The sequence below is a fragment of the Anoxybacillus dikiliensis genome (assembly GCF_050613275.1).
In the GTDB taxonomy this organism is placed as follows: Bacteria; Bacillota; Bacilli; order Bacillales; family Anoxybacillaceae; genus Anoxybacillus.
Window position 1 is genome coordinate 2,263,180 of record NZ_CP187112.1, and the last position, 18,361, is coordinate 2,281,540.

The window sequence follows — 18,361 nt, forward strand, 5'->3', positions numbered from 1 at the left end:
GTAAAATAAATAGTGAGACATCTAGTTTTTCATCTTTGTTGTACCATGCGAATGATGTGACGATAGGGAGTGATCATTTGAAACCATCTACCGATCGCATGCTAACCCGTATTAAGTCCGTCTACATGTTCATTAGCGAAAGAGGAACAGTGACAACGCAAGAGCTCGTGGACGAATTCGGCATTACTCCACGAACGATTCAGCGGGATTTAAACGTGTTAGCATACAATGACTTAATTCACAGCCCTAGCAAAGGTAAATGGACAACAACTAAAAAAAGAGTGAAGATGTCATCATAACGAAATGCATATAGACGGAACCTGATCGGTGCAGGTTCCTATTTTTTGTCTTCTCCTTTTAATAAAGCAATTTCTTCATCTGTCAACTCACGATATTCCCCTGGTTCTAACGTTTCATCGAGCGGAATCGGTCCCATTTGTATGCGTTTTAAGTAAATGACACGTTTACCAACTGCCTGAAACATTCGTTTAATTTGATGAAATTTCCCTTCTGTAATCGTGATGCGCACATCTGAACGCAAACCGGAACGAATGATAACAAGCTCTGCTGGTTTTGTTTCATATCCGTCGTCAAGCACGACACCGTGCCGAAATGCTGCCACATCATCTTCTGTCACCTCCCCATCAATAATTGCTTCATACGTTTTCGGTACATGCTTTTTTGGGGATAATAACTGATGAGCAAGTTGACCATCGTTTGTTAACAACAACAGCCCTTCCGTATCTTTATCAAGCCGTCCGACTGGGAATGGATCAAAAATACGGTCTTCCTCTTCTAGTAAATCAACGACTGTTTCCTCCACAGCATCCTCCGTTGCTGAAATGACCCCTTTCGGTTTATTCATCATTAAATAAATAAACGGTTTATACTCTACTTCTTCTCCCCATACTGTAACGACTTGTTCTTTCGGATTGACGTGTGTTTTTGCATCTTTCACCGTCATCCCATCGACTTTGACAACCCCTGCTTTCAATAATTTTTTCACTTCTTTTCTCGTTCCGTATCCCATGTTTGCTAGCAGTTTATCAATACGCAACATAAAAATCCCTCCAAATGTTTTTCATTTTTAGGCGTTCGTCCATACACCTATGTCAACTGTCACATATACTGCCTACGTAACAATTAAAGCGAAAGGAGTTTTCCAAATGGACGAACGCCAACAACAGCAACAAATGCCGGGCATGCCTTATTACGGGGGCACTCCGTTTATGCCGGGATTCCCTGGTGGATTTCCGGGCACACCAGGATTTCCTGGAACACCAGGATTTCCAAGCGGCTCGCTTGAACGTCGAGTGGATCGCCTCGAGCGCATCACAGAACGACAACAACAACAAATTAACAACTTAAATCGACGCCTCCAACGCGTTGAACGTCAGCTTGGATTTCCGTTTAGCAGCGATTTCTAATAGAAAGAAGAAGGCTATGATACAGCCTTCTTTTCTTTTTTTCGCAAAAACGAAAAACGGTTTCCAAATAACATATATAACAAGTTCGAACGTGCACTTAAATAAAAATAAACAGCCGCTCCAATGAGTCCACCAAGCACAACGATCGTGACCGATTGGATCATGCTACCGTTGTAATGAAGAAAACGGTCCATCAGTTTTGCGACAGGCCAAACGACAGCACACATGATTGTTGTTAAAATCCCCATAAACAATATACGCTTGGCAACAAAATGATACCGATAATTTGTATAACGTTGAATGACCCATAAGTTTAAACCAACAGACAAAGCGTATCCAATCGTCGTTGCCAAAATAGCTCCTACCGTTTCAAACGAAACAATGAGTATGTAGTTAAAAAATAATTTAAACAATAACCCGATACATAAACTAATGACGGTAAATTTTTGTTTATTAATACCTTGTAAAATGGCTGCCGTCACAGAAAATAAGGCAAAGAAAATAGCGGTCGGTGCGTATGCTCGCAACACCTCTGTCCCAAGCGGATCGTAGCTGTAAAAAGCGGCATATACATATTCAGATAAAAGCGCCATGCCAATGACTGCCGGCAACGTAATAAACATGACGACTTGAAACGTATCATTTAAATATTTTTTTAGTTGCTTGCTCTCCCCTTGCACATACGCTTTCGTAATCGTCGGAATGAGCGTTAAGCTAAATGACGTCGCTAATGTTACTGGGATAATGACAAGCTTTTGTGCCCATACGTTAAAAATGCCGTATGCGTCCTCTGAAATAGCACCAAGCCCGATGCTTGCCATCGCTTTATTAAACGTAAATTGGTCAATGAGTTGATATAACGGCATCGCTAAGCCAACAAAAGCAAATGGGGCAGCATAGGCAATCAATTCTTTATACATCTCTTTTAATGACATATGAATCGTGCCGCGATCTTGTTTTAATAGCTCATCTAAAAATGTTTTACGCTTAAACCAATACATGAATAAAACAGCTAGTCCACCAACCGCCCCGACAAATGCTGCAAACGTCGCCACTTGAATAGCCGTCACAAGCGAGCCGTCGAAGATGCGCAAAACGATGTAACTCCCTGCAAGCAAAAAGATGATGCGGACAAGTTGTTCAACGACTTGCGACAACGCTGTCGGCCCCATCGATTCATGACCTTGAAAAAATCCTCGAATTAAACTCATCATCGGCACAAGCAATAAAGCGAAACTAACGGCACGAATGACAGAAGTAACATCCGCAATCGAGTTGCCGTGTCCGTCATCATTGACAACGAACGGAGCTAATAACGGGGCACTCATATATAAAATGAACCAAGCGAAAAACCCTGTGATCGCCATTAACGTCATACCTGAACGAAACAATTTTCGCCCAATCGCATATTCGCCAAGTGCATTGTATTTCGACACAAACTTTGATACAGCTAACGGCACTCCCATCGTTGCTATACTAATAAACAACGTATACGGAACGTAACCGTACGAATAAAGCGCTCCCCCTTGTTTCCCAACAAGTTGATAAAACGGGAAGACGTATATAAGTCCTAATATGCGCGATAAAAACACGCCTCCCGTTAAAATAAATGTGCCTCTTAGCAACTTTGATGATGACATATTATCCCTTCCTTAATGGATTCATTGCTCCACCTATTTTAGCACACTTTTTTCTTTTCCATAAAATCATTATAATCATAACAGAAAGGACGTGAAAATGATGACATATGACGTCGTAGTCATCGGCGGGGGACCGTCAGGATTAATGGCAGCGATCGCTGCTGGTGAACAAGGTGGACGCGTTCTCCTTCTTGATAAAGGAGATAAACTCGGACGAAAATTAGCCATTTCAGGCGGTGGCCGTTGTAATGTGACAAATCGACGACCAGTCGATGAACTGATTCAACATATCCCAGGAAACGGTCGTTTTTTATATCGCGCCTTCTCCATGTTTAATAATGAAGATATTATTCGCTTTTTTGAGCGGCTTGGCGTTCCATTAAAAGAAGAAGACCACGGACGTATGTTTCCGGTAAGCGACAGCGCACAATCTGTCGTACAAGCTCTTCTTCGTGAGTTAAAACGATGGGATGTCGACGTTCGAATTCATACCCCTGTAAAAGACATCGAATATAAAGATGGAGCGGTGTATGGCGTAACGCTGCAAACAGGGGAGATGATCCGAACGAAAACGGTCGTCGTTGCCGTTGGTGGAAAGTCTGTGCCGCATACTGGTTCAACAGGTGACGGTTACGCGTGGGCAGAAAAGGCTGGACATACGATTACAGAACTGTTCCCAACCGAAGTGCCTATTATTTCACATGAACCATTTATTCAAAATCGAACGTTGCAAGGACTATCGTTGCGCGATGCCGCATTAAGCGTATTAAATGAAAAAGGAAAACGAATCGTCACACATCGGATGGATATGATTTTTACACATTTCGGTATTTCAGGGCCAGCGGCATTACGATGTAGCCAGTTTGTCGTCAAACAATTAAAAAAGCAACCGTCCGTTATGATGATGATTGATGCCTTGCCAGATGAGAAAGAAGAAACATTATTTCAATGCATTGTACGTGCCATAAAAGAAGAACCGAAAAAAACAATAAAAAATATTGTGAAGACACATCTCCCTCTTCCTGAACGATATATATTATTTTTACTTGAACAAGTAGCGATCGACCCACAAACGACCGCGAGTACGTTAGGGCACGACAAAGTGCGCGCATTCGTCGCAATATGCAAGACGTTTTCTTTTTCCGTTCATGGCACGTTGCCACTTGAAAAAGCGTTCGTCACAGGGGGTGGAGTGTCAGTGAAAGAAGTGCACCCAAAGGAAATGGCATCGAAGTTAATGAAAGGTCTTTATTTTTGTGGAGAAATTTTAGACATTCACGGTTATACAGGCGGCTACAATATTACCGCCGCACTCGTCACCGGACGACTCGCTGGCATGCACGCTGCCATATACGCGAAACAATAAGATCGTAAACAAGCGATCTTATTGTTTCTAAGGCAATTATCACATTTCAATTACTCAAGTTCACCATCCCAGCCAAGCATCCCATCAATGACGTTACATACATCGTAACCATGCACCTCTAAATAACGACACACATGCTCACTACGAACACCGGAACGACAAATAATGACATACGTTTCATTTTTATCTAATTCGTTCATTCGATGAGGGATATCGCCCATTTTTATATGAATCGCCGACGGAATCATTCCAAAAGCGACTTCCTCATCTTCGCGTACATCAATAACATGAACGCGCTCACCTGTTTGTATCATTTGTTTTAGTTGTGCTGCTGTTATTTCTTTCATCGATCTCTCCCTTTCTTTTAACGAGAGCCTCTCACCGTATGTGCGAGAGGCTTTTTTGCGATTAGTTTGCAACAATATTAACTAATTTTCCTGGTACAGCGATGACTTTACGTACTGTTTTCCCTTCAATTTGTTCTTTAATTTTTTCGTCTTCCATTGCTAATTGCTCAAGTTGTTCTTTCGTTGCATCAGCTGGCACATGTAGTTTTGTACGTACTTTTCCGTTCACTTGAATGACGATTTCGACTTCATCTTCAACTAATTTTGCTTCATCGTATGCTGGCCAAGCTTCGTAAGCAATCGTGTTGCTATGACCTAGTTTTTCCCACAACTCTTCCGCAATGTGCGGACAAACTGGCGATAACAGTTTTACGAATCCTTCCATGTATACTTTCGGCAATACAGGCGCTTTATATGCTTCATTAATGAACACCATTAATTGTGAAATTGCTGTGTTGAAACGAAGCGCTTCGTAATCTTCTGTTACTTTTTTCACCGTTTGATGATATACACGTTCAAGTGTATCTGTTTGTGGATTGTCAACGATTTTCGGATTTAATCGACCGTCTTCTTCAACAAATAGACGCCATACGCGATCTAAGAAACGACGTGCACCGTCAAGCCCTTTTGTCGACCATGCGATCGACGCTTCTAGCGGTCCCATAAACATTTCGTATAAACGTAACGTATCGGCGCCATGGCTTTCAACGATATCATCTGGGTTGACGACATTTCCTTTCGACTTACTCATTTTTTCATTATTTTCTCCAAGAATCATTCCTTGGTTAAATAGCTTTTGGAATGGCTCTTTCGTCGGCACAACGCCAATATCGTATAAAAACTTATGCCAAAAACGTGCATACAATAAGTGCAACACCGCATGTTCTGCGCCGCCGATGTAAATGTCGACCGGCAACCATTTTTCAAGCTTTTTAGGATCAGCTAATTGCTTATCGTTATGTGGATCGATGTAACGTAAATAGTACCAACAACTTCCTGCCCACTGTGGCATCGTATTCGTTTCGCGACGACCTTTCTTGCCTGTTTTCGGGTCAACGACGTTCACCCATTCTTCGATGTTCGCGAGCGGTGATTCACCTGTTCCTGATGGTTTAATTTCATCTGTTTTCGGCAACACAAGCGGCAATTCTTCTTCTGGCACTGGTGTCATCGTACCGTCCTCCCAATGGATGATCGGAATCGGTTCACCCCAGTAACGTTGGCGGCTAAACAGCCAATCGCGGAGGCGATACGACACTTTTTTCTCGCCTTTTCCGTTTGCCTCTAGCCATTCAATCATTTTTTTTATCGCTTCTTCTTTATTTAACCCATTTAAGAAATCAGAGTTCACGTGTTCCCCGTCACCTGTGTACGCTTCTTTTGAAATATCGCCACCAGCAACGACTTGTTTGATCGGCAAATTGAATTTTTTTGCAAACTCATAATCGCGCTCATCATGCGCTGGCACCGCCATAATGGCCCCCGTGCCGTAGCTCATTAACACATAATCTGCAATCCAAATTGGCAATTTTTCACCATTAGCCGGATTGATCGCATACGCTCCCGTAAATACACCTGTTTTTTCTTTCGCCAAATCTGTCCGCTCAAGGTCGCTTTTGCTTTGAATTTGTTTTAAATAAGTGTCAACAGCTTCTTTTTGTTCCGGTGTTGTAATTTTTTCAACGAGCGGATGTTCAGGAGCGAGCACCGCATAAGTGGCACCGAATAACGTATCGGGACGTGTTGTAAACACGGTAAACGTTTCATTATGCCCATCGACTTGGAAATGAATGTTTGCTCCTTCCGAACGACCGATCCAGTTGCGCTGCATTTCTTTAATGCTTTCTGGCCAATCAAGCTCCTCTAAGTCTTCAAGCAAGCGATCAGCATATGCCGTAATGCGAAGCATCCATTGTTTCATCGGCTTACGAATGACCGGGTGACCACCGCGCTCACTTTTACCATCAATGACTTCTTCATTCGCAAGCACCGTCCCTAGTGCAGGACACCAGTTGACCGGCACTTCATCCATATACGCTAATCCTTTTTCATACAACTTTAAGAAAATCCATTGTGTCCATTTGTAATAGTTCGGATCGGTCGTATTCACTTCGCGATCCCAGTCATATGAAAAACCGAGCGATTTAATTTGACGGCGGAAGTTATTAATATTTTTTTCCGTAAATTCCGCTGGATCATTTCCAGTATCAAGCGCGTATTGCTCAGCTGGCAACCCGAACGCATCCCACCCCATCGGATGTAGCACGTTATATCCTTGCATGCGCTTCATGCGCGCTAAAATGTCTGTCGCTGTATACCCTTCAGGGTGTCCAACATGCAAACCTGCCCCTGACGGATATGGAAACATGTCGAGCGCATAAAACTTTCTCTTCCCGTCATCTTCTGTCGTTTGAAACGTTTTATTTTCTTCCCAATACTTTTGCCATTTTTTTTCGATTTCACGATGATTAAAACTCACGTGACAAACCTCCTTTTTGTTCATTTTTAACAAAAATGAAAAACAAAAAACCTCTCATCCCAAAAAGGGACGAGAGGATTCTCCCGCGGTACCACCCTTGTTAGCGCACGAATCGTGCACTCACTCTCATCATTAACGCAGATTCACGGCGCACGCTACTTCATTCGCATACGCGACTCCAAGGCGAGTTCGTAAACAAATTTCGGTTGACTCGCACCATCCGTCAACTCTCTGTCGACCATTTGTTTACTACTACTCCTTTTCACCGTCATTTTCCATTATTTCATTATACACATTATTTTAAAAAATTTACGCCCTCGTTGCAAGTGTATTCACGTATGGAACGATATGTTTAATTTTTATACAAATAAAAAAATTGAATTTTTTATTTTATTTAATTTATAATTAAGGTGTTTTGTTATAAAATTTAGAAAGGTAGTATAATAACGGAAAAGTTGTGTCTATTCTTCTTGTCTTTCACCCTTGTTTTTACATTTCCAATCTCTTCATTGGGAAACTTTAAAAGTCGTTTACAAAAACTAATATAATGATAGTAGGAGTGCCTATGATAAAAAAATCTTTTCTCATTTTCTGTGCGCTCGTCAGCTTTCTTTTTTCCGGATGCCAGTCGGAACGCATAAAAGGATTTATTGTTTTTGGGAAATGGGACGGTGTATATGTAGCAAAAAAAGATGATCCTTTCGTTCTTAATTTTATTTTACTAAGTGACAGCCCTCTAACGAACGTAACATCTATCGACTTTCCCGAAATCGCACATGCAATTGATGACATGCAATATGATCTTATCGAAGGTGATAAATACAAAGACTTTCAATTATTTAATATCGCTGTCAATTTACATTTAAAAGAAGTAAGTAGCACGACAATATCTAAAATAACTCTCATATTTGACCAGAAATACAAAGAGACATTCCCGATCGGTCATATCAAGTTAGTTGTAGGCGAGAAGGGGATATTTACTCCACAAAATGAGTATGTGACAGCTTATCCAAATACGCAATTTTTTCAAGCAAAGCTGAAAAATATTTCAGAACACACGATTCAAATAAAGCGTGTAACTGTAGAAAACAGTTTTTTACAGATAAAAGATATAAAGATAAACGATCAATCAGAAAAACAGAGCGTAGGGGCAAACGAAACAATAAATATTTATTTTACTCTCGCTGAAAAATCAGAACAAAAAGCTGACTTTTATATTGTTACACCAAAAATTGAATATGAATTAGCAGGAAAAGCATCAAGCACATATATTGACCCTGTTTTTTACGAGGTGACAACCCTTACCCCAGAAAAACTAGACGATATGTTGAAGAAAAACTGAGCTATTCCCCACTCGGAGCATCTCCGAGTGGGGCAATTACGTTTCATCATGATATTCTGCTTTTGCTTCTTGACCTTTTTTCGCATTTCTTTGTTTCACTTCTTTGACAGGATCACCAAAATCTTTCGCATGCAACGTTTTTTGTTCTGGGTTGTTTTGTTTCGAACGTTTTTTCATCTGTTTCCTCCTAATGACGAAGTAAAATCATATCGTTTTGTAATTGTTCAAGTTGCAACCGCATGCGATGTAATTGTTCGCGTTGTTGGGCATTGCAGCTTAATGAAAAATGTGCCAAATCAGTTACCGCATGTTCAAGCATTTGCTGAGCTTTTACATATTCTGTATCGTTATAATGTTCAAGCTTGCTTGCTTCCGTATATTGCTCCTTTGCATAGCGAAGCACATCTTCACAATGTTGCAAAAACTCATCCATCGACTGTCTTGTTGCCATACGCATCCCTTCCTTTCTTCTCGATCACTTTATAGTTTGTACATTTTTTTGACGTTTATCACGATCCCGTTGAGTTTCTCACTCGAAACGTGCTACAATGCTAAAATGATGCGAGGTGATCAAAATGAATCCTTTTCCATATACAAATGACAATAAGCGCTACCATACATGGAACTACCACCTACGTCAAACATTTGGTGAAAAAGTGTTCAAAGTGTCGCTTGATGCCGGATTTGATTGTCCAAACCGCGACGGTACAGTCGCATACGGTGGCTGTACATTTTGTAGCGCAGCCGGTTCCGGTGATTTTGCAGGTAGGCGAACAGACGATTTAGTGACGCAATTTCATGCAATTAAGGAAAAAATGCATACGAAATGGAAAGACGGCAAATATATTGCCTATTTTCAAGCGTTTACAAATACACATGCACCCGTTGACGTCTTGCGTAAAAAATACGAAACAGTGTTGCATTTAGAAGGAGTCGTCGGGTTGTCGATCGCAACTCGCCCCGATTGTTTACCCGACGATGTCGTGGACTATTTAGCTGAACTGAATGAACGAACGTATTTATGGGTCGAACTTGGCTTGCAAACCGTTCATGAACAAACCGCTACGTTAATTAACCGCGCGCATGACTTTTCGTGCTATGTAGATGGGGTGCGAAAGCTACGCAAACACGGCATTCGCGTGTGCGCCCATATTATTAACGGATTACCGCTTGAAACGTACGACATGATGATGGAAACAGCAAAAACGGTCGCTCATTTAGATGTGCAAGGCATTAAAATTCATTTGCTACATTTGCTAAAAGGAACTCCGATGGTGAAGCAATATGAAAAAGGAATGCTTCGCTTTTTAACGTTCGACGAATACGTGCAACTCGTTTGTGATCAGCTAGAGGTATTGCCGCCAGAGATGATCGTTCATCGTATTACAGGAGACGGTCCGATCGATTTAATGATCGGTCCGATGTGGAGCGTCAACAAATGGGAAGTGTTAAACGCCATCGATGCCGAATTAGAGCGACGTAATAGTTATCAAGGGAAAAAATATGTACGAAAGGGAGAAAGATGATGAAACTCATGCGCATTTTGCCGTTTGCGCGCTCGCTCATCGACTTAGCTGTCAAAGAGGGCGATATCGTCGTCGATGCAACGGTTGGCAACGGTCATGATACGCTTTATTTAGCTGAACGTGTCGGGTCGTCTGGGCATGTGTTCGGCTTCGATATTCAATCACAAGCAATTGAAAACACAACAAAGCGATTGCGTGAACATCGTATGGAAGAACGGGTCACGCTCCTACAAGCGAGCCACGCGGAACTTCATACACATATCCCTTCCCAATATAAAGGACGCATTACCGGCGCGATGTTTAATCTCGGTTACTTGCCTGGGGGAGATAAACAAATTGTTACAAAACCAAACTCAACGATTGCTGCCATCGAACAATTGCTTGAGATCATGGCTCCGGAAGGAATCATTGTCCTCGTCATTTATCATGGTCATCTCGAAGGAGCAATCGAGCGTGATGCTCTTTTACAATACGTTTCAACAATCGATCAACAGCGCGCACACGTCATTCGATACGAATTTATGAATCAAATCAATCATCCGCCGTTTATCGTCGCGATTGAGAAAAGGTAAAATTCAAATAAACAACACATTTGGATAAAAATATGTTAATATATGAAATATAATTCAGAGCAACAAACATTCATTAAGGTGGGGAGAGGCTTATGCGCAATGTTTTTCTGTTACTGCTTAGCTTACTGTTCATAGCTAGTTTATCAACTCCAGCCCTTGCAAATTCGTCTTCCGCAGAAAACGAATGGTATAACAAACTCAACAATCTCAAGAGCAATGAACAAGTAATCGTTGTCACAACTGATAATGAAAACCTAAAGAGCGGAATACTCGCTTTTTATGAGAAAGAAAAAGGGGTTTGGAAAAAAGTATTTCCCGATATTCCCGTCGTTATTGGGAGAAATGGAATGACTAAAAACAAAAAAGAAGGTGACGGAAAAACTCCTTCTGGCGTCTTCCCACTCGGCACTGCATTTGGGACAGGTAAAAAACCAGCATCATTAAAAATACCCTATCGCCAAACAACAAAGTACGACTATTGGGTCGATGATCCTTCATCACCGGACTATAACCGCTGGATCCATTATCGCGGGAACCCCAAAAAACGTTGGAAATCGTTTGAACGATTAACTCATCCTCTCTATAAGCATGCTATTGTTATTCGTTATAATGATGAACCTGTTGTAAAAGGAAGAGGTAGTGCTATTTTTATACATATTTGGAACAAACCTTCCGGACATACACTTGGTTGTATTGCTACATCTGAAACCAATGTATTAAAAATAATGAAAGCTCTCGATCAAAAAAAGAATCCGATCATCGTAGTTAGTACAAAAAAAGAAAAATTACAAATGCTTAAATAGTTTGGACGTATCATGTATTGTTTTGCAATCACTTGAACTTTCAGCTAGACAAAGGCCTTGACTCCAAAATAGTTATAGCTTTCCCCCCTAACCTAAATGGCATAGGGGAGTAAAAATGAGAAGGTGTCCGTCTCTCGCACCTTCTCACGCATACATCCATTTTTGCCATTTTCGATACATTCTGCCGTTCCAATAAAAGAAGTGGGATGTCATGCCACCGGAGCGCAACAATTGTTTCGCTAGCTTATGAATACCTTCTTGCTCGTGTACTTTTTCATCTGATAAATATAATCCGAGCAAACCTCGATGAATAAAACGATGAAAATCGCGATGTGGTAACTGTGCGATATGGCGATCTGCTTCTTCAATAAAGTGACGTAAACGGGCAAATAGCGTCTCCTCATTCGGATAATAAAAACAAAAATTTAAATCCCCACCTTGCCGATCTTCCTCTTGATCAATGAAATAATCAAGCAAAATGTGCAGCCCTTGTACGTACGGAAAATAGCTGTCGCGCACACGTTGAGCAAGACGCTGATCGAACGCATCGTTGCAGGCGTAAGCAACTAAACAAAAAATGCCGAGCGTTGAACCAGAACAAGCAGAAAATTCATACCATTCCATTTTCGGCAACGATGCTTCATATTGTGCAAACCATTGCTTGAGCCGAGGAACTCGCTCTTCTTTTTCTACATGTTTATGTACTTGTAAATCACAATAATATGATGCGAGCTCGTGTAAAAATGGAGCGATCAATTCATAATGACGAACTCCTTCTAACGTTTCTTGACACGTATCGACAAGAGCATGCAAGTACCCCCCATCATCTTGCTCCGTCCGATAGCGATAATACGCCTCTTTTTTTGCCCCGACAGTTAATGCGTGCATCATCGAACCGTGCAATGCGCGAAAATCGTTCGGATCAAGTGACGTGCTTCGATCGCATAAATTATCTAAATAATCGCTCATTGTCTGATAAGCAACGATAAAACGAATGCATCGCTCCATCTCTTTTCCAGCAAGCAACGATAAAATCGCTCCCCCTTCGCAATGGAACGTTTTTGTCGCGATGCTCGCCAACGCTTGTTTTCGCAATTCTTCATTCGGAATAGCTTCAGCTCTTTTTTTCCAAACAGCTAATTCGCGATGAACGATCGGAAAAACGCGATGATATACAGCGCGCATTAAACTAAAAGGATTGGTTGGCACGTTCAATCATCTCACCTCTTTGCAACTGCAAAGTTAAAAACGTATGGGCATATAAAAATACTTGTTCACGTTCAAGTTCGTTAAAAATTTCATGATATAGTTTTGGCCATTCTTTATATACTTTTTCGCTCACCGTCAACTGATCAAACCATGATTTGACTGCACGTTTATCGACAATTTTATCATCCCCCGCCTGCATGACAAGCATCGGAACATCTGGTAATTGCGCAATTTTTTCATGAGCGATGCGGATGGCTTTCACTAACTCACGATACCAACGAACAGACACCTTTGTGACATACAATGAATCGTTTTTATCCATTTCTCGCACTTCTTCGTTTCGAGTTGCCATCTCTACTGTTAGCCCCGATGGAAAGCGTTTTTTTGGATGAATGACGTTTAAAATGCGTGAGGCGATCTCAAGCGCTTTCGGCGGATAATGAACAAGCCCTACACATGGGGACGATAAAATGACACCCCGGACAGGCAGCCGCTTTTCTTGCAATGTGCGAATGACGACAAGCCCTCCCATACTGTGACCGAGTAAAAAAATAGGCTGTTCGTACACGCTCGCTTCATGCACCCAGCTTGCCACCGCTTCGATATATTCGTCGAATGAGTCAATATGTCCTCTTCGACTGCGCGATGTCGTCCCTTGCCCTGGTAAATCCCCTGCAACAACATGAAAACCATGCATACGAAACATTTCAATGAGCCATTTATACCGACCATGATGTTCAGCGGCACCGTGAACAATGACAATTGTACCTTTTGCATTTTCTCCTTCCCATTTCCACATATACACCCCTCCTTGTTATTTACGAATAAACGAAAAATTTGTACACTAAATATAACAAAATGAAACGAAAGGGACGAGCCAAATGATTTATCCATATAAAGAACATACGCCAAACATTGCACCTTCCGCTTTCATCGCCGATTACGTCACTATTACAGGTGATGTAACAATCGGGGAGGAAACGAGCGTTTGGTTTAACACCGTCATTCGCGGGGATGTCGCCCCAACGATCATCGGCAACCGTGTAAACATTCAAGACAACTCCGTCCTTCACCAAAGTCCAAACAATCCACTCATTATTGAAGATGATGTTACCGTTGGCCATCAAGTCATTTTGCATAGTGCCATCATAAGAAAAGGCGCTCTCATCGGTATGGGCTCTATCGTTTTAGACGGTGCTGAAATTGGTGAAGGAGCTTTTATCGGTGCTGGCAGTCTTGTGCCTCAAGGGAAAAAAATCCCTCCTCGCACACTTGCATTCGGACGTCCGGCAAAAGTCATCCGAGAATTAACCGAAGAAGATGAACGTGAAATGGCACGAATTCGCCGTGAATATGTTGAAAAGGGTCAATATTATAAATCGCTTCAATGTAAACAAACCACGCGATAAATAAGCGTGGTATTTTTACATTGCCTTATTATTGACTTAACATATATATTTTATCATAAGTTCAGGGGGATTTGTTTATGTTGAGAAAATGGTACGATTGGGAATGCAAGTTGTTTTACAGCATTAATCGTTATTTTGATCGTAAGTGGCTTAACGCATATTTTCGTTCGATTACACACGCTGGCGGGGCGACATGTTCAATTACAGTTGTCATGCTAGCTGTTTGGCTGTTGCGTGGTGAATGGCGAGATGCTGCTATCGCCAGTGCCATCGCATTAGCACTTAGCCATATTCCTGTCGCAATCATGAAAAAAATGTACCCACGCAAGCGACCGTATATTTCACTTCATAACACGAAAGTCACAAAAAATCCGTTAACTGATCATTCATTTCCATCCGGACATACAACCGCCATATTTTCTGTCATCATTCCATTTTTACTATACGCCCCGGCATTAACGATTTTTCTTTTGCCCATCGCGGGTAGTGTCGCAATCTCCCGTATTTATTTAGGGCTTCATTACCCTTCTGATGTGCTCGCAGGCGGTATGCTCGGTACGTTGTTTGGCGTCGCTTCATTTTCTGTTATTTTATAAGGGAGGAATAGTCATGAAAGTGGCTTTGTTTACTGACACGTTTGCCCCTGAAGTGAACGGCGTCGCCCGAACATTAAAAAGATGGGTCGACTTCTTACAATCTCGTGGAATTGACTTCCGCGTTTTCGCTCCGGAAACGCGGGAGGATGATTTTTCAACAAATTTTATTTATCATTTTAAAAGCTTCCGTTTTTTTCTTTATCCTGAATGTCGTTTAGCTATTCCAAATGTTATAGCTTTGCGACAACAATTAGAACGTTTTCAGCCCTCGCTTATTCATATTGCTACTCCTTTTAACATCGGTTTATGTGGTTTGCATTATGCCAAAAAAATGAATATCCCCTTTGTCGCTTCATACCATACACATTTCGATCAATATTTACAGTACTACAATCTTGATTTTTTATCCCCTTGGCTTTGGCGCTATATGCACTGGTTTCATCGCTCGGCCGAAAAAATTTTCGTCCCTTCTGAAGAAACACTAAATCACTTGCAACAACGTGGCTTTACAAACTTGCACATTTGGTCGCGCGGTGTGGATTGCTCAACATTTTACCCACGCGAAAATAACGAATCGTTTCGAAAAACATACAGTATTACTGCACGACATATCGTTTTGTACGTTGGCCGATTAGCACGCGAAAAAAATGTCGATCTCCTTATTCAACTTGCTAAGCAAATGTCCCCTTCTATTCACTGGGTCATCGTCGGTGATGGCCCATTAAAAGAACAACTAAAACAAAATGCTCCTAACAACGTAACGTTTACTGGCTTTTTAAGCGGAGAGCAGTTGGCTGAAGCATATGCAGCCGCGGATGTACTAGCATTTCCATCCCCGACAGAAACGTTCGGAAATGTTGTATTAGAATCGTTCGCATCTGGTACTCCTGCTGTGTGCGCCAACCGTGGTGGTGTGACAACAATTGTAAAGGAACACCAAACAGGTTTATTGTGTCCCCCTGATGATTTAAATAATTGGCAAAAAGCAATCGAATATATGCTCGAAAATGAACAGAAGCGAAAACAAATGGGGAAAGCCGCCCGCGAATATGCCCAGACAAAAGACTGGGAACACATATGTAACGAGCTTCTTTCCCACTACGAGCAAGTCATTCACACGCGTCACTCTCATTACGCATGAGAGCGGACGTGGAATGACACCTTCCTTTAGTTTTTGAAAAAATGTTTCTCCCAACATCTCCCGAAGTAAAAACTAGCAGAAAAAGTTTAGACATTTTCCCTCTTTTGTTCTTGTATTTTTCGATAGTTCGCTGCAAGTAACTGGCCAATGATAGTTACTTGCAGTACGTTGTAAGGTAATGACAAAATCGATATGTACTTTATCAATCCTTGGTTCACAAATCAGCTAAATAGATTACTGCATGCATTTTATTTCTTCTTTCCCAAAATCATATGTACTAGCTCTACACATTTGACTAAACTAACGTATATCACTCATCGATCATGGTTTTTATCATCTGTCCCCCACTTTTTCTTTCACCACACACAAGTTTGCATTTTTTCACACAAGTACGTTAAAAAATGTATAAACTTTTCATTCTACTATTGTACAACTTTTATAAATCCATTTATAATAAGTTTGATTTTAAATATACAAGTTTTACAGAAATAGGAGGAGAAAAATGAACAGGTTACAATTATTTTTTATGGCTTTTTTATGCGTCTTCACTTTTATTTTTTTTCACCATGTTGTCGTTCATGCCAATGAGTCGTTCGTACAAACGATTGAAGAAACAAACATTTATAAAAAGCAACAAGATACATATGTCAAAGTCGGCTCCCTTCGCACAGGTGAACAGCTAAAGGTGTCAGCCTCCGACGATGATACATATTATCAAATCAAAGTTGGAGAAGAGACTTGTTACGTTGAAAAAACGAGCGTAGAAGAAATTGATACGCCAGACTATTCTTTATTTATGGATAAAGAAAATAAGACGTACTATCGCATGTATACAATAAAGGAAACAACTTTGTACTACGGCACCGAGCAGCAGGAACTAGGAACAATAGGCAAAGAACTCTCTTTTTCGATGATTGCCGATGAAGGAAATATGTACACTGTCATCGTAGCGGGACGTATCGCTTTCGTTGATAAAGAAAGCGTAGAGTTCGCGTTCCCTTCTCAATCACCTACCTTTGAAGTAGCAGTAGAAAATGTTCCTGTGTACGTAAATAAAAATGGCAAATGGACGAAAGTAGGGACTTTGAAAAAAGGAAACGTTCTTTACCGAAAGCGAGAATACGAAAGAAAATGGCACGAAATCCCTTTTGGACAAATGCTCGGATACGTACCAAAAGTAGGGACAAAACCGACAGATATCATGTTCAAACCTACATCGCCGTATCCATTCACCCACTTAATCGCAACAAAAGAAAAGACGGTAATATACAGTGAAGCAAACGGAAGTAACCCGATTTTACAAATGGATGACAAGCACGTATGGCTTGCCAAAGGAACTGTCAATAACATGTACAAAATTGTACTAGGAGGAAAGGTAGCATATGTACCAAAGCTACACATTAGCGAGACGATAAACGGAGACGGAGTCGTTCTTCCCAACCAGGCGTACACGTATGAACGACTTGTAAAAGATGTTACCCGTCTACAAATGTTTTATCCTGACCTTATTCAAGTACAAATCATCGGTCAGTCTGTTGAGGGGCGAAATATTTACGCTATTAAACTAGGTAAAGGGTCAAAAGAGATCTTTATGAATGCATCGCACCATGCTCGAGAGCATATTACGACTAATGTACTCATGGAAATGCTAGATACATATGCATTCGCTTATACAAGTTTGACAAAAGTAGATCAATACGACGCACGAACTATTTTAGATCGAACGTCCATTTGGTTTGTCCCGATGGTCAATCCGGATGGTGTTACACTCGTGCAAAAAGGACATACAGCCGTCAAAAATGGGGCACTCGCTTTAGCTATTAACAAAGGAAAACGCGACTTTTCTGCGTGGAAAGCAAACGTCAGAGGAGTGGACTTGAACCGTCAATACGATGCAAGATGGGCAACGATTCGAAGCAATCCTGGAAAGCCTGCGCCAAAAAACTACAAAGGTTCTAAGCCTTTTAGTGAGCCAGAAGCACAAGCGATGCGCCAATTTACACTCGCTCGCAACTTTGAAATAACGGTCTCTTACCATTCGTCTGGTCAAATTATTTTCTGGCATTTCCTCCAGCCGAAGGAGCACGTATATCGTGATCAACGCCTTGCATCAATGCTTTCCAAACAGACGGGATATTCCCTTGTCAAACCTGTTCAAAACCCGAGTGGTGGCGGATATAAAGACTGGTTCGTTTCTCAGTTTAAAAAGCCGGGATTTACTATTGAAGTTGCTCCGTACGTCGGAGAACGACCGGTTCCTTTGAAGCTATTTCCTTCGATTTGGAATAAAAACAAACCTGTTGGCTTAATGATGGCAAATGAGGTCAAATAGCATGAAAAAAGCTAGCCCTACTTTTGCGAGGCTAGCTTTTTTCGGCTACATTTTTTTAAGATTGGCGCGCAAATCGCTAGGCAGCTTTCTGAAAAATATGCATAGACGAAAGGAGATTGCTATGTATTTAATCGTTTATCTTCTCTTTGTTACTGCCATTTTTTCTTTTGGC

The 18,361-nt window shown here is 41.3% G+C and carries 19 protein-coding genes and 1 other annotated feature; of the genes, 11 read left to right on the plus strand and 8 right to left on the minus strand.

What is annotated here, in order from left to right; all coding sequences use genetic code 11:
* Positions 1–77 precede the first annotated feature (77 nt).
* Positions 78–299, plus strand: coding sequence for a DeoR family transcriptional regulator (locus ACPF7I_RS11830; RefSeq protein ID WP_003398403.1), 222 nt, complete (start codon positions 78–80; stop codon positions 297–299).
* A 38-nt stretch (positions 300–337) separates the two neighbouring features.
* Here the strand turns inward: ACPF7I_RS11830 and ACPF7I_RS11835 are convergent, their stop codons facing one another.
* Entirely contained in the window at positions 338–1,060 is a 723-nt protein-coding gene (locus ACPF7I_RS11835; protein WP_430746157.1) for a pseudouridine synthase, read from the minus strand.
* Positions 1,061–1,166: 106 nt separating this feature from the next.
* Here ACPF7I_RS11835 and ACPF7I_RS11840 point away from each other — a divergent pair, with 106 nt between their 5' ends.
* Positions 1,167–1,427: a hypothetical protein gene (locus tag ACPF7I_RS11840; protein WP_430746156.1), complete on the plus strand. Its 261-nt coding sequence runs from the start codon at positions 1,167–1,169 to the stop codon at positions 1,425–1,427.
* A gap of 14 nt (positions 1,428–1,441) precedes the next feature.
* Here ACPF7I_RS11840 and ACPF7I_RS11845 read toward each other — a convergent pair whose 3' ends face one another.
* The gene (locus ACPF7I_RS11845) at positions 1,442–3,067 is read right to left on the minus strand and encodes a putative polysaccharide biosynthesis protein (protein ID WP_430746155.1); all 1,626 of its coding nucleotides are present in this window, start codon (positions 3,065–3,067) and stop codon (positions 1,442–1,444) included.
* Positions 3,068–3,167: 100 nt separating this feature from the next.
* On the opposite strand from ACPF7I_RS11845, the gene ACPF7I_RS11850 reads away from it, so the two are divergent.
* Complete coding sequence (locus ACPF7I_RS11850) at positions 3,168–4,433, plus strand: NAD(P)/FAD-dependent oxidoreductase (protein WP_430746269.1); 1,266 nt, start codon at positions 3,168–3,170, stop codon at positions 4,431–4,433.
* Positions 4,434–4,483: 50 nt separating this feature from the next.
* On the opposite strand, the gene ACPF7I_RS11855 is transcribed toward ACPF7I_RS11850, so the two are convergent.
* Together ACPF7I_RS11855 and leuS are read right to left on the minus strand one after the other, a co-directional pair.
* Positions 4,484–4,780 carry a rhodanese-like domain-containing protein gene (locus tag ACPF7I_RS11855; RefSeq protein ID WP_430746154.1) on the minus strand — a complete coding sequence of 99 codons (297 nt, stop codon included), beginning with the start codon at positions 4,778–4,780 and terminating at the stop codon, positions 4,484–4,486.
* Positions 4,781–4,841: 61 nt separating this feature from the next.
* Positions 4,842–7,259, minus strand: a complete 2,418-nt coding sequence (leuS, locus tag ACPF7I_RS11860; RefSeq protein ID WP_430746153.1) for a leucine--tRNA ligase — start codon at positions 7,257–7,259, stop codon at positions 4,842–4,844.
* 62 nt (positions 7,260–7,321) lie between these two features.
* Positions 7,322–7,534: a binding site (T-box leader), on the minus strand.
* A gap of 290 nt (positions 7,535–7,824) precedes the next feature.
* Here leuS and ACPF7I_RS11865 point away from each other — a divergent pair.
* Positions 7,825–8,601, plus strand: coding sequence for a hypothetical protein (locus ACPF7I_RS11865; protein WP_430746152.1), 777 nt, complete (start codon positions 7,825–7,827; stop codon positions 8,599–8,601).
* A 36-nt stretch (positions 8,602–8,637) separates the two neighbouring features.
* On the opposite strand, the gene ACPF7I_RS11870 is transcribed toward ACPF7I_RS11865, so the two are convergent.
* Together ACPF7I_RS11870 and ACPF7I_RS11875 are read right to left on the minus strand one after the other, a co-directional pair.
* Positions 8,638–8,778, minus strand: a complete 141-nt coding sequence (locus tag ACPF7I_RS11870) for a hypothetical protein (protein WP_003397790.1) — start codon at positions 8,776–8,778, stop codon at positions 8,638–8,640.
* Positions 8,779–8,788: 10 nt separating this feature from the next.
* Positions 8,789–9,052 (minus strand): YtzC family protein, encoded by a 264-nt coding sequence (locus ACPF7I_RS11875; protein WP_003397789.1) that lies wholly within the window; start codon positions 9,050–9,052, stop codon positions 8,789–8,791.
* 124 nt (positions 9,053–9,176) lie between these two features.
* Between ACPF7I_RS11875 and ACPF7I_RS11880 the strand changes: the two genes are divergently transcribed.
* The 3 genes from ACPF7I_RS11880 (at position 9,177) to ACPF7I_RS11890 (ending at position 11,502) form a co-directional block, all read left to right on the plus strand.
* The gene (locus ACPF7I_RS11880; protein ID WP_430746151.1) at positions 9,177–10,127 is read left to right on the plus strand and encodes a TIGR01212 family radical SAM protein; all 951 of its coding nucleotides are present in this window, start codon (positions 9,177–9,179) and stop codon (positions 10,125–10,127) included.
* Entirely contained in the window at positions 10,127–10,699 is a 573-nt protein-coding gene (locus ACPF7I_RS11885) for a class I SAM-dependent methyltransferase (RefSeq protein WP_430746268.1), read from the plus strand. The genes ACPF7I_RS11880 and ACPF7I_RS11885 overlap by 1 nt, the downstream gene beginning before the upstream one ends.
* 92 nt (positions 10,700–10,791) lie before the next feature.
* The gene (locus ACPF7I_RS11890) at positions 10,792–11,502 is read left to right on the plus strand and encodes a L,D-transpeptidase family protein (RefSeq protein WP_430746150.1); all 711 of its coding nucleotides are present in this window, start codon (positions 10,792–10,794) and stop codon (positions 11,500–11,502) included.
* A gap of 144 nt (positions 11,503–11,646) precedes the next feature.
* Here the strand turns inward: ACPF7I_RS11890 and ACPF7I_RS11895 are convergent, their stop codons facing one another.
* Positions 11,647–12,717, minus strand: a complete 1,071-nt coding sequence (locus ACPF7I_RS11895; RefSeq protein WP_430746149.1) for a tetraprenyl-beta-curcumene synthase family protein — start codon at positions 12,715–12,717, stop codon at positions 11,647–11,649.
* Positions 12,692–13,510: a lysophospholipase gene (locus tag ACPF7I_RS11900; protein WP_430746148.1), complete on the minus strand. Its 819-nt coding sequence runs from the start codon at positions 13,508–13,510 to the stop codon at positions 12,692–12,694. Before ACPF7I_RS11900 ends, ACPF7I_RS11895 begins: the two co-directional genes overlap by 26 nt.
* A gap of 82 nt (positions 13,511–13,592) precedes the next feature.
* On the opposite strand from ACPF7I_RS11900, the gene ACPF7I_RS11905 reads away from it, so the two are divergent.
* From ACPF7I_RS11905 to ACPF7I_RS11920, 4 genes are all read left to right on the plus strand, one after another.
* Positions 13,593–14,120, plus strand: a complete 528-nt coding sequence (locus ACPF7I_RS11905) for a gamma carbonic anhydrase (RefSeq protein WP_430746147.1) — start codon at positions 13,593–13,595, stop codon at positions 14,118–14,120.
* Between the two features lie 77 nt (positions 14,121–14,197).
* Positions 14,198–14,716: a phosphatase PAP2 family protein gene (locus tag ACPF7I_RS11910; protein WP_430746146.1), complete on the plus strand. Its 519-nt coding sequence runs from the start codon at positions 14,198–14,200 to the stop codon at positions 14,714–14,716.
* A 13-nt stretch (positions 14,717–14,729) separates the two neighbouring features.
* Positions 14,730–15,857 (plus strand): glycosyltransferase family 4 protein, encoded by a 1,128-nt coding sequence (locus tag ACPF7I_RS11915; protein WP_430746145.1) that lies wholly within the window; start codon positions 14,730–14,732, stop codon positions 15,855–15,857.
* A gap of 502 nt (positions 15,858–16,359) precedes the next feature.
* Complete coding sequence (locus ACPF7I_RS11920) at positions 16,360–18,189, plus strand: M14 family metallopeptidase (protein WP_430746144.1); 1,830 nt, start codon at positions 16,360–16,362, stop codon at positions 18,187–18,189.
* Positions 18,190–18,361 lie beyond the last annotated feature (172 nt).